The sequence below is a fragment of the Vibrio sp. 1-Bac 57 genome, assembly GCF_037546855.1.
In the GTDB taxonomy this organism is placed as follows: domain Bacteria; phylum Pseudomonadota; class Gammaproteobacteria; order Enterobacterales; family Psychromonadaceae; genus Psychromonas.
The window spans coordinates 1-16,283 of the sequence record NZ_JALAAC010000015.1 but is presented as its reverse complement, the minus strand read 5'-3'; the positions used below and the strand labels follow the sequence as shown (position 1 = coordinate 16,283).

Here is a 16,283-nt window from a genome sequence, read left to right as displayed (position 1 = left end):
AATTATAATGGGGCGGTCACTCCTGCTTATCTCTGCAACGATAAAAGCATAAAGTTAATAATGATTACCGCCTAGATCACCGGGACATAGTTAATCTGGTGTAATTAGCGGTAAATGATCAAAACAATAATCACAGTAAGAACGGCTATTTGACACATAGATACGGAAAATAACGGCACACCATCGATTTGCTTATCAGGGATTGAGGTAACATACTAATCAAACTAAATAATTTAAGCGAAATACTATTAAGAATGCCTAATAAAATAAAAGAAAGTGATTTATATCTCCCGATTAAGAACTATCTACAATGTTTAGACTATGAAGTTAAGGGTGAGATAAAAAATTGCGATATCGTCGCTAAAAAGAATGATCAGATTATTATTGTAGAATTAAAATTAAATTTAAATATCACCTTGTTATTACAAGCGGTAGATAGATTTAGTTTGTCTGATATCGTTTATATTGCAGTACCCAAACAATGCACTGTTTATAAAAAACAAAATAAACAGGTTAAAAAGCTAATTAAACGACTAGCAATCGGTTTAATTGTCGTAGATATCCAACAAGAGCAACAATATGTGGAGGTGGTATTTGATCCTCAAGACTACATGCCACGCAAAAATAAACGTAAACAGTCCGGATTATTAAAAGAGTTTAACCAACGAATAGGTGACACGCAAAAAGGCGGCTCTACAAGATCTAAAGCAGGGTTAACTGCATACAGACAACGTTGCATTCGCGTTGCAGAGTTTTTTCTAGCACAACCAATAGCTAAAGGCGCGGATATTAATAAAGCCATTACTGAACCACAGGCAACACGATTTTTAAGTGACGATTATTATGGTTGGTTTGAAAAAATAGAAAGAGGAACTTACCAATTATCAGAACAAGGTAAAAAAGAACTACCAGAGTGGCTACTAAAAGCGAAAGAGTTCACTACAACTGAGTCGCTATAAAACTTAAAAATAATGATATAACGTTAATTTAACCATCGACTCTTCAGCACGCCACTTTTGATGACGCAACTTACTGCGTAGCGCCCAATTGCGTTCAAAAGCCCAATTCCAGTCGAAATCAACCTGATAATGATAATCTACATCGGAGTCAGGTAAATACATTATATTAGCCATTAAAGCGGCCTTATTGGATTTATTCACTTGCCAAATAGCACCTAATTCAGAGCCTACTCCAGCCTTTAAATCATTGTCCGTGATGTCACCGCCGTTTAGTTCAAAAGAACCTAATAAATAAGCTTGTAATTGGTTTGGATCACCAATTGATTTGCCGTAACCACCTTGTGTGAACCAATGCCCACTTTGCGTTTTTTTATCAGCTTGTCGATCAAATCCCATGCGTATATTCCAAGACCAGCTATCAAAAATTCTATTATCAACAGGCAATGCCATTGCATCAATAAAATACAGTTTTTCCAAGCGGCTATTATTTGCATTATTAATGCTCGCTTCAATATCAAAAAAACTAATCTGGGCGCCAGGGATAAAACCAGCAGATTGATCTAATAAGTCATGGTAAGCCAGCCTATAAGATATACTATAACGAGCTTGATCACTGTCAGTATCGGCAATAGACACACCAAAACGTGATGAACCATGCCCTTGCTCTGGCGATATACTAGGTTTCAGTGGTTGAGTGAAAGGTGATGGTAACTTTATTTTACTTCGCGCCATTAATAAACGATTAGTACGTGGTGCAACGATGTCACGGTCTAACCCTAGATCATAAAATTCAAAATTTAACCATTCATAAGCCATTTCTAAAATGGCTGCTTTCTGTTGAATAGTATATGCGCTTTCATCTAGCTCGCCGCCTTCCATCAAAGAACGCGCGGCTTTTAATTCAGTATCAGAAAGTTGTTGTGAATAATGGAATAACTTAGTGCCAAAAGCTGGTCTATAATTAGGCTCTTGTAATAATTGATTATCTCTCAATACTGCAACAGTATCAGAGGGAATAGCTTGCATCGTGAACGAAGAAGTTAAATCAATATTTTCACGTGCAAGTTGTAACAAAGAAAGTAACTGATAAGAGCAGTTTTCATCAATAAAGTAATAATCGAAGTGAGTTGATTGTAATTCCCATAAATGCAACAACACACGCTCAACTTCAATAGGTGTTAAATTCAGTTTATATTCCCAAATATCTCGAGATTCTAAATCGTTGTATTCTCGTACTTTACGATAATAGGGCATTAAAGAAAAACGCCCAGGATAAGACCCAACTAACCCTTTATAAGCGTAGGTAGCCGCATTATCATGTAAATCTGGATCTGCGGCAAAATTAACAGCAAATGCTACTAATTCTTTATTTCGGGTTTGATCTTTGGCATCGATTCTTAATAAAGTATGGCCAAACATTGAAGAAGGATTATTCATAAAAGCAGTTGGGAAGACTAAGGTAATACCAGCAGGGTCAATAACCGTTTTCCATCGCTGCAATTCAGGGCAATCTAACTCACCCCAATCATTATCAACTTTAGTTTTTAACCAGTTAAAACGAGCGGGAAAGCGACAGATCATTACGTTAGTTTCTTCACTATTTAAGTTTTTACCATTAAACGCATCAATGGTTGCGAGTAATTCAGCTTTAGGGTTTGTTTTTCCCTGTGTCGCAATAAAAAAAGAAGACTCATCGACTTCACTCTTCCAATCACTTGTAACAGCGGTTCTATAATGTCCAAGCTGTAACCAATAACTATCTTGTGATAATTTTGCTAAAGAAGAATCTGCCAGTAATGGGATAGAGAAGAAAGCCAAGATGCAGAAGAGTATTTTACTTTTTTTATTCATAGCCACTAAACAAAAAGCCCCAATAGGGGCTTTTATTATAAGTATATAAAGAAATGCTTAAGAGAGAGTGTATGCAGAAAGATCTGCATTATTAGACATCAATGCATTCAAATTCTCTAATACTGCTTGAGAAGTTACATTTTCAGAAGTGAAAACATCAGAGAAGTTTGCTTGTGCAAGTTGATTAAATGTCACTTGATCTTCAGCTGATAAACCCCAAACTTCTGCAAGTGTTGATAATGTTTCACCTTCACCTTTAGACATGTCACGTGCTAAGTTATCCATATTTCCATCAATAAATAGAGATACTTTAGCTGTTGAAGTCACTGTATCAGTACCATCACAACCTAATGTACCAAAAGTAATACCGAAAGTTTGGTTACCAGAAGTACCATTTGTCGTTGCACCCAACACTTTAAATACTTTACCTTCTTGGCCTGCCATAACCATTGAACCCAGACCACAACCAATATCTTGGTCAGCCATCGCACTTGTAAATGGTAATAAAGATAGCGCTGCAACTGCAATTAACTTTTTCATATATAAATCCTTTAATAATATATCGAAGAGTGATTAATACTTTATTTTGACACCTGTTCACATTAAGTTGTCATGTAAACAATATGTTAACAATAGCATAATAAATATATTACAACTACCAACTAATTAAACACTGAAAAAATATTCTAGAAGAATATTTATTAAAAGAAAACAAAGAATTATAGACAATAATAGTATTTAATACGATTGTGATCTGAATCTAAAAGCACATATAAAAATATCAAAATTTGTTGCATATTAGTATTTTTATTCAAGCACTTTAATCAACAATCAATAGGTGAATTTTAGACGAGAGAAGAAAATCGTTGAGAACAAGCCTGCAAGGTATGTTATAGACTTGACCTATAAAAATGGCTTTTTGAAAATATAAATTTCACTTTTATTACTATTAGCCTCGTTAGTTACCCAAAATTAACAGCAATAAAAAAGGCGACCATAAGGTCGCCTTTTTTTAACGAAAGTTTAAATATCTACTTACGTGTTAACTTAATAGCACGTAACTGCGCAACTGCTTGCGCAAGTTGTGCAGTAACCAGTGCAAAATCAATATCCTTAGAAGGATTTGACATTTGTGCTTCTGCTGCACGTTTAGCTTCTTCTGCTTTCGCTTTGTCAAGATCTTGACCACGAATTGCAGTATCGGCTAATACCGTAACACCACCTGGCTGTACTTCAAGAAAACCGCCTGAGATATAAATGACTTCTTCGCCACCATTTTGCTTAACTAATTGAACCATTCCTGGTTTAATTGGTGTCAGAAGTGGTGTGTGACCATGCATAATGCCTAGTTCACCTTCTTGACCAGATACTGATAAATGTGAAACTAATCCTTTAAATAAAGATTTTTCAGCACTTACAACATCTAAATGTGTGGTCATTGCTTTAGCCATAGTAACCTCCAGCTGTTACATTTTTTTAGCGTTTTCGACAGCTTCTTCAATTGCACCTACGTATAGGAACGCTTGCTCAGGAATGTCGTCGTATTCACCAGCAATTAAACCTTTAAAGCCAGCTAATGTGTCTTTAAGTGGTACGTAAATACCTGGGTCACCTGTAAATACTTCAGCTACGTGGTAAGGCTGAGTAAGGAATTTCTCAACTTTACGTGCACGAGATACGATTTGCTTATCTTCTTCAGAAAGCTCATCCATACCTAGGATAGCAATGATATCTTTCAGCTCTTTATAACGCTGTAAAATACCTTGTACACCACGTGCAATATCGTAATGCTCTTGGCCAACAACTAATGGATCAAGTTGACGTGAAGTTGAATCTAACGGGTCAATCGCAGGGTATAGACCCATTGATGCGATATTACGGTTAAGTACAACTGTTGCGTCTAAGTGAGCAAAGGTTGTTGCAGGAGATGGATCCGTTAAATCATCCGCAGGTACGTATACCGCTTGGATAGAAGTGATAGAACCCGTTTTAGTAGAGGTAATACGCTCTTGTAAAACACCCATCTCTTCAGCAAGTGTTGGTTGGTAACCAACGGCTGATGGCATACGACCTAGTAGAGCTGATACTTCAGTTCCTGCTAGTGTATAGCGGTAGATGTTATCAATGAATAGAAGTACGTCTTTACCTTCATCACGGAAGCGCTCAGCCATTGTAAGGCCAGTCAGGGCAACACGTAAACGGTTTCCTGGTGGCTCATTCATTTGACCGTAAACCATTGCCACTTTTGATAATTCAGGTTTTTCAACGTTTACAACGCCAGCTTCCTGCATTTCAAAGTAGAAATCGTTACCTTCTCGAGTACGCTCACCAACACCAGCAAAAACAGACAAACCTGAATGTTTCAGTGCGATGTTATTGATAAGCTCCATCATGTTAACTGTTTTACCAACACCAGCACCACCGAACAGGCCGATTTTACCACCTCTTGCGAATGGGCAGATTAGGTCGATAACTTTAATACCTACTTCCAGTGTTTCATTTGATGCTGACTGCTCTTCATAAGAAGGAGCTGCACGGTGAATCTCGTATTGTTCATCAGAAACAACAGGACCACATTCATCAATCGGCTCACCCAATACATTCATAATACGGCCTAATGTAGCCGTACCAACAGGTACTGTGATTGCATGTTTAGTATCAGTAACTTCTAAACCACGACTCAAACCTTCAGAAGCACCCATAGCGATACAACGTACAACGCCGCCGCCAATTTGTTGCTGCACTTCCATTGTTAGGTTTTTCTCAGTCACGATCAGTGCACTGTATATATTCGGAACGCTTTCTTGTGGGAATTCAACATCCACAACAGCACCGATAATCTGTACGATTTTACCTGAACTCATTTCTGATCCTCTAAAATCTTTATTTTAAAATTATACCGCAGCCGCACCACCACAAATCTCAGATAGTTCCTGAGTAATTGCAGCTTGACGTGCTTTGTTGGCAACAAGTTGTAAATCTTCAATTAAGTCACTTGCGTTATCGGTTGCTGCTTTCATTGCAACCATACGTGAAACTTGCTCACACGCTAAGTTTTCCACTACTGCTTGATACACTTGAGATTCAACATAACGAACTAATAATGAATCTAAAATATCTTTAGCATCACCTTCGTAGATGTAATCCCAGTGATGGGCAGCAACTTCGTTATCACTTTCTGCTTTTGGCAGAGGTAATAACTGACTGATTGTAGGTACTTGTACCATGGTACTAACGAATTTATTGTTCACTATATACAAACGATCAAGGTCACCTGCATCATAAGCATCTAACATTACTTTTACCGAACCGATCAAGTCATCAATCGACGGTGCATCACCCAAAGCCGTAGCTTGAGCAACAATGTTAGCGCCTAAATTACCAAAGAAACTTTTTGCTTTAGAACCGACAATGGCTAAATCAACTTCAACACCAGCTTCGCTGTGTTTTTTCATTTCTTGGATAACCGGTTTAAACAAATTAATGTTTAAACCGCCACATAAACCACGATCACTTGAAATGACAATATAACCAACACGCTTAATATCTCTTTCTTCAAGATAAGGGTGGTGGTATTCCAAGTTACCTAGTGCGATATGACCAATCACTTTGCGCATAGTAGTTGCATAAGAAAGACTGCTTTGCATGCGTTGTTGCGCACGACGCATCTTTGATGCTGCAACCATTTCCATGGCACCAGTGATTTTTTGAGTGTTTTTCACACTCGCGATCTTATTTCTAATTTCTTTATCGCCGGCCATTTCTTACTCCTAATTAATGCTAACTAACGACTTTCGCCGTTAATTAATTACCAGGTTTGCGTCGCAACAAAAGATTCTAAAAGAGACTTAAATTGCCCTTCGATTTCTTTGTTGTAATCACCAGATGCATTAATTTGAGCATAAAACTCAGCATGCTCATTTTTAGCGTAAGAGATTAAAGATGCTTCAAAGTCTAATACTTTTTCAACATCGACATCATTTAAGAAGCCTTTCTCTGCAGCAAATAGTGATAACGCTTGTTCAACAACTGACATAGGAGCATATTGTTTCTGCTTCATTAATTCAGTTACTTTTTTACCATGCTCAAGCTGTTTACGCGTAGCTTCATCTAAATCAGATGCAAACTGTGCAAACGCTGCTAATTCACGGTATTGCGCTAAAGCAGTACGAATACCACCAGAAAGCTTTTTAATCACCTTACACTGAGCAGCACCACCAACACGTGATACAGAGATACCTGGATCAACCGCTGGACGTACACCACTATTAAAGAGTTCAGTTGTTAAGAAGATCTGACCATCGGTAATAGATATTACGTTAGTCGGTACGAATGCAGATACATCGCCCGCTTGTGTTTCAATGATTGGTAATGCTGTTAATGAACCAGTTTTACCTTTCACTGCACCTTTAGTAAAGGTTTCAACGTAATGCTCGCTTACACGAGATGCACGCTCTAGAAGACGAGAGTGAAGGTAGAAAACATCACCAGGATATGCTTCACGGCCCGGTGGACGTTTAAGCAATAGTGAAATTTGACGGTAAGCAACAGCTTGCTTAGAAAGATCATCATATACAATCAGTGCATCTTCACCGCGGTCACGGAAGTATTCACCCATTGAACAACCTGCATATGGAGCAAGGTATTGTAATGCAGCAGCTTCAGAAGCAGATGCTACAACAACGATAGTATTTTCTAACGCGCCATGCTGTTCAAGTTTACGTACTACGTTTGCAATTGTTGACGCTTTTTGGCCAATCGCAACATAGATAGAGTATAAACCTGTAGATTTTTGGTTAATGATTGCATCGATTGCAATAGCAGTTTTACCTACTTGACGGTCACCGATGATAAGTTCACGTTGACCACGACCGATTGGAATCATTGAATCGATTGATTTCCAACCAGTTTGTACTGGTTGATCAACTGATTTACGATCGATTACACCAGGTGCGATCACTTCAATTGGAGAGAAACCATCGTTTTCGATAGGTCCTTTTCCATCAATCGGCTCACCCATTGTGTTAACAACTCGACCAAGAAGACCTTTACCTACTGGTACTTCAAGAATACGACCAGTTGATTTTACCTTTTCACCTTCTTTAAGGTCACGGTAAGGTCCCATTACAACAGCACCTACCGAGTCACGCTCAAGGTTAAGTGCCATAGCAAAGCTACCATTTGGTAGTTCGATCATCTCACCTTGCATACATTCAGCAAGGCCGTTGATGCGAATAATACCATCGCTTACAGAAACGATTGTACCTTCATTTCGCGCTTCGCTTACCGCTTCGAATTTTCCAATTCGTTGCTTGATAAGATCGCTAATTTCAGTGGAATTCAGTTGCATGCTAACTTCCCATTAAGATTGTAAAGTATGTGATAAACGAGATAGTTGACCGCTAGCGGTGCTATCAATCACTAAATCACCGGCGGTAATAACCATCCCAGCAATTAACGATTTATCAATACTACAATTTAGGTTTACTTTTCGTGCGAGGCGTTTTTCCAACGATATACTCAACTCTTTCAACTGAACTTTAGACAGTGCATAAGCAGAGACAACATCAGCGTCGATCTCTTTTTTATACTCAGTTTCTAAATCAGAAAAAAGTTGTTTAATGCGTGGCAAAACACTCAAACGTCCATTTTCAGCTAATACTTTAATAAAGTTTTGACCATTCTCATCGAGTTGGTCTCCACAAACATTAATAAACAGATCAGCTAACTCTTTTGGTGCTTTATCGCGTGTTAGTATCTTTGCCATGGTTGCATCTTGTGCAACTTCAGCGGCAAAAAACAGCATCGTAGACCAAGCTTCGATTTTGTTATTACTAACTGCAAATTCAAAAGCGGCTCTTGCATAAGGACGAGCTACAGTAGTCAATTCAGACATAACTTCGCTCCTTATAGTTCAGCAACTAATTTATCAATAATGTCGCTATTCGCTTCTTTATCAATAGTACGCTTAATGATTTTTTCAGCACCCGCAATAGCTAGAACAGCAACTTGTTGACGTAACTCTTCACGAGCACGGTTACGTTCAGCTTCAACTTCCGCTTCACCTTGAGCAATAATTTTACTGCGCTCAGTTTCAGCTTCATTTTTAGCTTCTTCAACAATTTGTGTACGACGCTTATTAGCTTGATCGATAATTTCTGCCGCTTGTGCTTTAGCTTGTTTCAACTTATCAGTTGCTTTAGCTTGCGCAAGTTCAAGATCTTTTCCTGCACGTTCAGCTTGCGTTAAACCATCCGCAATTTTCTTTTGACGCGCTTCAATTGCGTCTAAAAGTGGTGGCCACACATACTTCATGCAGAACCAAACAAATATCGCAAATGCGATAGCTTGGCCAATTAGGGTTGCATTAATATTCATAACAGCTCCTTAGTAATTAAGTAAATTAGGATCCGTTATTAGCCCGCTAGTTGAGCTACAAATGGGTTTGCAAATGTGAAGAATAATGCAATACCAACACCGATCATTGCGATTGCATCGATAAGACCAGCAACGATGAACATTTTAACTTGTAACATAGGTGCCATTTCTGGTTGACGTGCAGCACCTTCTAGGAATTTACCACCTAAGATACCAAAACCGATAGCTGTGCCAGCAGCGCCTAAACCAATTAGAAGTGCTACAGCGATTGCAGTAAAACCTAATACTGTTTCCATGAAAAATTCTCCAAATAAAATTAAATTGTTTTATGTTTAAAAGTAATTACTTAAAAAGTAAAAATTAATGTCATACCTAAAAATTAATTAATGATCTTCGTGTGCCATGCTGAGATATACAATGGTCAGCATCATAAAGATAAAGGCTTGTAGAACAATAATTAAAATATGGAATACGGCCCACGGGAAGTAAAGTGGTAATTGCCAGTAACCCAGTAGTGCTATCAAAATAAATATCAACTCACCAGCATATAAGTTTCCAAATAAACGTAGTCCTAATGAAACAGGCTTCGCTAATAGCGTTACAGATTCAAGTAAGAAGTTTACCGGGATGAATGCCCAATGGTTAAATGGTTGCATAGTCAGTTCTTTAACGAACCCACCGAAACCTTTTACTTTGACAGTGTAGTAAATGATTAAAGCGAACACACTCAATGACATACCAAGTGTTACGTTTAAATCAGTTGTAGGTACAACTTTAAGATAAGGTACTCCGATAGTTTGCGCAGCATGAGGTAGCAAATCTACAGGTACTAAATCCATTAGGTTCATTAAGAATACCCAAACGAAAATAGTTAATGCTAAAGGTGCTATCAAGGCATTTTTGCCATGAAAAGTATCTTTTACATTCTCATCTACAAAATCAATCACCATTTCGATGAAACACTGTAACTTACCAGGTACACCAACTGTTGAATGTTTTGCTACACTACGAAATAACCAAAGAAATAATACACCGAGGCCTACTGCAACCAGTAGAGAATCGACGTGAAAAGTCCAAAAACCAGCATCATGCGCATTCCAACCACCATCAACACTCCATGTAAGGTTTGTTAAATGATGTTGAATATAACTTGATGATGTTAGAGCTTCACCTTGACCAGCCATGTTTTATCCCATCGTTGTTATAAAAAAAGAAAGGCGCTAACCACTGTGAGGCAACCAGCAATGAGAATGAAATATAGAAAGCTGTTAGTGATAACAACACGTATTTCAAAAACACAACAAACAGCAGCACAGTTAAAAAGAGTTTAATAGCCTCCCCTGCGTAAAACCCCCTAAGTACTTTTTTAGTTTGTCTCGCACCTGCGTGTGCAAATGCCATCAAAACAAAAATAAGGTTAGGAAGCAAAAAAGTGACTCCTCCAGCTAAGGCTGAATAACCAGACTTAATCGAAAAAAACACTGTTGAAACCAATGCAATAATTAGCATTAATAATAATTGAAAAGCCACCAATTTCAGCCCTGAAACCTGACCTTTTTTTGCTAGTTTATCAACCACTCTGATTTCCTTTTACTAGCTAATTCAAAGCATGAATAAATGATAAAAAATAATCAATTATTCGCCCAAATTAAAACTTGAGCAAATTATACCGACAAAAAATGTCAATGCAATATGGAGCGATGCGTTGAGGTAGTAGAATCGGGAAACTTTCATGATTATTTAATATAAAGCAGAGGAAACTGCATATGATCTAAAACAATAAAGTAACGAAAACCTTCGCTTTTCTTTATTTATTTTCTATTAATGTGATCAATGCATCTAAGTCTGTTATAGAACTGTAATCTATGACTAATTTACCAGATCCATTTTTACTATTTTTAGCTGTTACTTTTAGACCAAATTTATTTTCTAAAGTTGTAACAAATAACTCAGTTTTTTCACAAAAAAGAGGGGGCGTTTTAACTTTCTCTGGTGCTTGCGATTTTTTAACTAATTTTTCAGTTTCACGCACACTTAATGCTTTACTTACAACTATTTTAGCAAGATCAGATTGTAGTGTTCCTTCACACACTAATAAAGCGCGTGCGTGGCCCATCTCTAGATCGCCATGTTCTAATAATGTTTGAACATCTTCGTTAAGATTATTTAAACGTAGTAGGTTACTAACAGCAGTACGTGATTTTCCAACGGCTTGAGCAACTTCTTGGTGGGTTAATTCGAATTCATCAACAATGCGCTTTAAAGCAATCGCTTCTTCCATTGCATTAAGATTTTCACGTTGAATATTTTCAATCAAGGCGATTGCAATAGCGGCATCATCTTCCACATTTTTTATTAAACAAGGAATCGATTCAAGTCCAACTATTTTTGCTGCTCGCCAACGACGTTCGCCGGCAATAATCTCAAATTTTTGATGACCGGTCTCACGAACTACAAGGGGCTGAATAATGCCTTGTGCATGAATTGAGTTAGCTAATTCTTGTAATGCATCCGATGACATATCTCGACGAGGTTGGTATTTACCAACTTGCAACAGATTGATATCAATGTCTTGTAAGGCTCCTTGATCTTGATTAATACGCTGCTGTGTTTGTTCTGCATTCGCATCATGTGAGACTTGCTTATTACGCGTGACGGTACTGCTGCTTAATAATGAATCCAGTCCCTTACCTAAGCCTCTTTTTTTGCCTAACATATTAAATAACTTCCTGTTCTGTACTGATAGATTGTTCTTCTCGCCTTAAAATTTCACCCGCTAATGATAAATATGCTCTTGCTCCGGTAGAGTTTTTATCATAATACATCACTGGCTTACTAAAGCTTGGTGCTTCAGCTAAGCGAATATTACGAGGAATAATAGTGCGGTAAACTTTATCACCAAAATGCTTCTTTAATTGATCTGATACATCTGTAGATAATCGATTACGAGGATCGTACATAGTGCGCAAAATACCTTCGATCTTTAGATCTGCATTAACCACGGCTGCGAGTTTGCTAATCGTATCAACTAATGCAGTTAAACCTTCTAACGCATAATATTCACACTGCATAGGTACCAACACTGAATCAGCAGCTGTCATAGCATTAACTGTTAACATATTGAGCGAAGGAGGGCAGTCTATAAAGATGTAATCATAAACATCCCTAGCGCCTTCTAGAGCAGTTCTTAAACGTGTCTCGCGTGAGAAAAAGCTCATTAATTTAACTTCAGCTGCAGTAACATCACTATTAGCAGCGACTAAATCAAATCCCCCCGTCGTTTCAGACTCAATGACTTGAGCAAGGGGAAGCTCATCAATTAACAGGTCATATGCGGTATGAGCAACTTCATATTTATCAATCCCGCTACCCATGGTTGCATTACCCTGAGGATCAAGATCAATAATCAAAACTTTACGTTTAGTGGCCGCCATTGAAGCCGCTAAGTTAACACAAGTAGTCGTTTTACCAACGCCACCTTTTTGATTTGCAATCGCTATTATTTTACCCACAAAAACCTACTTAATATGTATTTGAGTGATTACGAGACACGCTTAACTTTCACTAAACAGCGTTCACCATCTAATTGTGGGACTTGTAATGTAACCGACTCAATAAATTTAAATTTAGAATCTAAATTATTAACTTCAGATTCAGGATATTGCCCTTTAAGCGCTAAGAAGTGACCACTTGTATTCGGTAAGTGATAACACCAAGATAACATATCTTCTAATGATGCAAAGGCACGGCTCAAGACACAGTCAAAACCAGTTTCAGGTTGATATTCTTCAACTCGGCTTTGTACTATCTCAACATTTTTTAACCCTAAACTGAGGATAGCTTGTCGAATAAAACGTAAACGTTTTCCTAAACTGTCTAATAAAACAAAATGTTTATCAGGATTTAAAATTGCTAACGGTAGACCTGGTAAGCCAGGTCCAGTTCCAACATCAATAAAGCTATCTCCCTGCAAATGAGGTGATACGACTATACTGTCCATAATATGTTTGACAAGCATTTGTGATGGATCGCGTACAGAAGTGAGATTATACGCTTTATTCCACTTAGCTAACAACTCAACTAACTGTACTAATTGAGATACTTGTTGATCTGTAATGACAAGATCCGTTTGCGCAATAAGCGCATCTAACTGAAGTCGTAAACTCATTAACCAGCCTTACGACGAACGCCGCTTTTCTTTAAGTGTATTAATAAAATCGAAATAGCAGCAGGGGTGATCCCTGATACACGCGATGCTTGACCAATACTTTCTGGTTTTAAATCATTTAGCTTCGCGGTCACTTCGTTAGATAAACCCTTGATTTCTGAGTAATCTAATTCTTTCGGTAAAAGCGTATCTTCATGACGTTTCAATTTTTCAATTTCATCTAACTGACGATCGATATAACCTTGGTATTTTATATTTATTTCAACTTGCTCTGCAGCGATAGGGTCAGCAATTGCAGGACCTAAACCTTCGATTTTCATCAAGCTTTCATAAGTCACTTCAGGTCGACGAATCATTGCTTCCAATGTACTTTCTCGTTGCATAGGTTTTTTCAATAATTCATTAATTTTGTCAGCATTAATAGAATTAGGGTTAACCCATTGCCCTTTTAAACGTTTTAATTCAGTTTCTACAAGCTCTTGTTTTTTACTAAAAGCTTCCCAGCGTACGTCATCAACTAAGCCTAGCTCTCTGCCTTTTTCTGTTAAACGCGTATCAGCATTATCTTCACGCAATAATAATCGATATTCAGCACGGCTAGTAAACATACGGTAAGGTTCTTTTGTACCTAGTGTCGATAAATCATCAACTAATACACCAATATAAGCTTGATCTCGTCGAGGAGCCCAACCTTCTTTGTCTTGTACTTGTAAGCCAGCATTCATACCTGCTAATAAACCTTGAGCAGCAGCTTCCTCATAACCCGTTGTGCCATTGATTTGTCCGGCAAAGAATAAACCATCAATGTATTTGCTTTCTAACGTAGATTTAAGATCTCGGGGATCAAAATAATCGTATTCAATCGCATAGCCAGGACGTGTTACAAATGCATTTTCAAAACCTTTCATCGATTGAATGAAAGCAAGTTGAACATCGAAAGGTAAACTTGTAGAAATACCATTTGGGTAAACTTCATGCGTTGTTAAACCTTCAGGCTCTACAAATATTTGGTGTGAATTCTTATCAGCAAAACGCATGATCTTATCTTCGATAGAAGGGCAGTAGCGAGGCCCTACACCTTCAATCACACCTGAATACATTGGACTTCGATCTAAATTAGCACGAATAATATCATGCGTTTTTTCATTGGTGTGAGTGATATAACAAGGGATCTGACGTGGATGTTCAGAACGATTACCTAAAAAAGAAAATACAGGTGTTGGATTATCACCGTGTTGAACCTCTAATTCAGAAAAGTCGATACTTCGTGCGTCAATACGAGCAGGTGTACCTGTTTTTAGACGACCCATGCGTAATGGCATTTCCTTTAATCGATCAGATAAAGTGATCGAAGCTGGATCGCCTGCACGACCACCACTGTAATTTTTTAAACCAATATGAATTAAACCGTTTAAGAAAGTACCTACGGTTAATACAACTGATTTAGCAGAAAACCGAACGCCCATTTTAGTAATAACACCAACAACGCGATCATTTTCAATAATCAGATCTTCAACTTCTTGTTGAAAAATTTGTAAATTTTCTTGATTCTCTAATTTTTCACGAATAGCTGCTTTGTACAAAAGACGATCTGCTTGAGCACGAGTAGCACGAACAGCTGGTCCTTTACTTGAATTAAGCGTTCTGAATTGAATACCACCTTTGTCGATAGCCGATGCCATTAAACCACCTAAGGCATCAATCTCTTTGACTAAGTGTCCTTTACCAATCCCACCAATTGCAGGATTACATGACATTTGACCTAATGTTTCAATATTGTGAGTCAATAATAGGGTTTTTAATCCCATTCTAGCAGGTGCAGCAGCAGCTTCAGTTCCTGCATGGCCACCGCCAATAACGATAACGTCAAATTGTTCATGGTAAATCATAATATTCCAAATACAGCTATATAAAATTAAAGTTAGATTTTACCCGTTTAAAAAATAAAGGAAAGCAACAAGGTTGTTTTAACAGAAAACAATAGTATTAGTATTATATATAGATCTTTAAAGATCTTTTATTACTATACTTATTAAGCAATTGAATTTCTGTGTAAAACAACTTTAATCGATTAAAGATCAGGATCTTAAAAGAGATCCGATCGTGTGCATAATAAGGGATCTTAATGCGATCAACCTGAGTATAGAAAAGTACTTTATCAACAGCCCAATTTATGCACATTTTTATAAAGTGATTACGCAAAACTAATTCAGTAGTTATAAATGAATTATGCACAGAAACTTGTGGGTAACTTATCAATTAAATAGCTAAATAATTAAGATCTTTTATAAAGAAAGGGATCCAATCTTCAACTTGGTCCTCTGGGATCGGTGATTCAACAACGTCAATATTGAATATATTACCTAACCGATGCGCTCCTTTTTCACGTAACAGAAGATCGAATTGTTTTGCAGCATAACAATAAGTGTCGTAATTCGAGTCACCAATACCGATTAAGCCAAAATGAATGTTAGACAAATCACCCTGCATTTTATTAATCTGTTCTACTATTTGTTTAAAGTTATCAGGGTAGTCACCTGCACCATGTGTAGCTAAACAAATTAACCATATGTTTTTTTCTTCTATATTCAACATGGTTAAATCAGGAGAGAAGTGAACTTGAGTGCTAAAACCTGCTTTTTCTAAAAAAGGTTGGGTAGCTTCCGCAACATACTCTGTTCCACCCAATGTACTACCTACTAATATATCTATATTAATCACAATATTTTCTCTCTCTATATAGGAACAAAACAACAAACAATGAATTTATAAAAACAGCATCTCATTATAACGCGTAAATATGTTCAATATAGTGCGTAATTAGTATGAAAATAAAGCAAGTTGTTCGCTAAATAATCATTCAATTTAATAATCACAAAAAACACTAATTAATACTTGCTAATGTGATCTGAGTCCCTATAATGCGA

The 16,283-nt window shown here is 37.4% G+C and carries 17 protein-coding genes; 1 reads left to right on the top strand and 16 read right to left on the bottom strand.

Annotated features, from left to right (window positions below):
• Positions 1–254 precede the first annotated feature (254 nt).
• Positions 255–959 carry a DUF2161 domain-containing phosphodiesterase gene (locus MT391_RS11185; RefSeq protein ID WP_499498052.1) on the top strand — a complete coding sequence of 235 codons (705 nt, stop codon included), beginning with the start codon at positions 255–257 and terminating at the stop codon, positions 957–959.
• Between the two features lie 3 nt (positions 960–962).
• Here MT391_RS11185 and MT391_RS11180 read toward each other — a convergent pair whose 3' ends face one another.
• The 16 genes from MT391_RS11180 to mioC all read right to left on the bottom strand — a co-directional run bounded on the left by MT391_RS11180 (position 963) and on the right by mioC (position 16,077).
• On the bottom strand, positions 963–2,810 hold the full coding sequence (locus tag MT391_RS11180; RefSeq protein WP_499498051.1) for an Lnb N-terminal periplasmic domain-containing protein: 1,848 nt from the start codon (positions 2,808–2,810) through the stop codon (positions 963–965).
• Positions 2,811–2,867: 57 nt separating this feature from the next.
• Positions 2,868–3,350 carry a DUF3015 family protein gene (locus MT391_RS11175; protein WP_028869418.1) on the bottom strand — a complete coding sequence of 161 codons (483 nt, stop codon included), beginning with the start codon at positions 3,348–3,350 and terminating at the stop codon, positions 2,868–2,870.
• A 491-nt stretch (positions 3,351–3,841) separates the two neighbouring features.
• Complete coding sequence (locus tag MT391_RS11170; RefSeq protein WP_028869419.1) at positions 3,842–4,261, bottom strand: F0F1 ATP synthase subunit epsilon; 420 nt, start codon at positions 4,259–4,261, stop codon at positions 3,842–3,844.
• Positions 4,262–4,276: 15 nt separating this feature from the next.
• Positions 4,277–5,674, bottom strand: a complete 1,398-nt coding sequence (gene atpD, locus MT391_RS11165) for a F0F1 ATP synthase subunit beta (RefSeq protein WP_025565305.1) — start codon at positions 5,672–5,674, stop codon at positions 4,277–4,279.
• A 30-nt stretch (positions 5,675–5,704) separates the two neighbouring features.
• Positions 5,705–6,571: a F0F1 ATP synthase subunit gamma gene (gene atpG / locus MT391_RS11160; RefSeq protein ID WP_028869420.1), complete on the bottom strand. Its 867-nt coding sequence runs from the start codon at positions 6,569–6,571 to the stop codon at positions 5,705–5,707.
• Between the two features lie 47 nt (positions 6,572–6,618).
• Positions 6,619–8,160 carry a F0F1 ATP synthase subunit alpha gene (gene atpA / locus MT391_RS11155; RefSeq protein WP_028869421.1) on the bottom strand — a complete coding sequence of 514 codons (1,542 nt, stop codon included), beginning with the start codon at positions 8,158–8,160 and terminating at the stop codon, positions 6,619–6,621.
• A gap of 12 nt (positions 8,161–8,172) precedes the next feature.
• Positions 8,173–8,706: a F0F1 ATP synthase subunit delta gene (atpH, locus tag MT391_RS11150; RefSeq protein WP_028869422.1), complete on the bottom strand. Its 534-nt coding sequence runs from the start codon at positions 8,704–8,706 to the stop codon at positions 8,173–8,175.
• Positions 8,707–8,717: 11 nt separating this feature from the next.
• Positions 8,718–9,188 (bottom strand): F0F1 ATP synthase subunit B, encoded by a 471-nt coding sequence (atpF, locus tag MT391_RS11145; RefSeq protein ID WP_028869423.1) that lies wholly within the window; start codon positions 9,186–9,188, stop codon positions 8,718–8,720.
• A 38-nt stretch (positions 9,189–9,226) separates the two neighbouring features.
• Complete coding sequence (gene atpE / locus MT391_RS11140) at positions 9,227–9,484, bottom strand: F0F1 ATP synthase subunit C (RefSeq protein ID WP_025565310.1); 258 nt, start codon at positions 9,482–9,484, stop codon at positions 9,227–9,229.
• Between the two features lie 87 nt (positions 9,485–9,571).
• Entirely contained in the window at positions 9,572–10,372 is an 801-nt protein-coding gene (gene atpB, locus MT391_RS11135) for a F0F1 ATP synthase subunit A (RefSeq protein WP_028869424.1), read from the bottom strand.
• Entirely contained in the window at positions 10,356–10,766 is a 411-nt protein-coding gene (locus MT391_RS11130; protein WP_028869425.1) for an ATP synthase subunit I, read from the bottom strand. The genes atpB and MT391_RS11130 overlap by 17 nt, the downstream gene beginning before the upstream one ends.
• Before the next feature lie 229 nt (positions 10,767–10,995).
• Positions 10,996–11,904, bottom strand: a complete 909-nt coding sequence (locus MT391_RS11125) for a ParB/RepB/Spo0J family partition protein (protein ID WP_028869426.1) — start codon at positions 11,902–11,904, stop codon at positions 10,996–10,998.
• Position 11,905: 1 nt separating this feature from the next.
• A complete protein-coding gene (locus MT391_RS11120; protein ID WP_028869427.1) occupies positions 11,906–12,700 on the bottom strand; it encodes a ParA family protein in 795 nt (264 codons plus the stop codon).
• Between the two features lie 29 nt (positions 12,701–12,729).
• The gene (rsmG, locus tag MT391_RS11115) at positions 12,730–13,356 is read right to left on the bottom strand and encodes a 16S rRNA (guanine(527)-N(7))-methyltransferase RsmG (RefSeq protein ID WP_028869428.1); all 627 of its coding nucleotides are present in this window, start codon (positions 13,354–13,356) and stop codon (positions 12,730–12,732) included.
• Positions 13,356–15,245 carry a tRNA uridine-5-carboxymethylaminomethyl(34) synthesis enzyme MnmG gene (mnmG, locus tag MT391_RS11110; RefSeq protein ID WP_028869429.1) on the bottom strand — a complete coding sequence of 630 codons (1,890 nt, stop codon included), beginning with the start codon at positions 15,243–15,245 and terminating at the stop codon, positions 13,356–13,358. The genes rsmG and mnmG overlap by 1 nt, the downstream gene beginning before the upstream one ends.
• Before the next feature lie 370 nt (positions 15,246–15,615).
• The gene (mioC, locus tag MT391_RS11105; protein ID WP_499498047.1) at positions 15,616–16,077 is read right to left on the bottom strand and encodes an FMN-binding protein MioC; all 462 of its coding nucleotides are present in this window, start codon (positions 16,075–16,077) and stop codon (positions 15,616–15,618) included.
• Between the last annotated feature and the right edge of the window lie 206 nt (positions 16,078–16,283).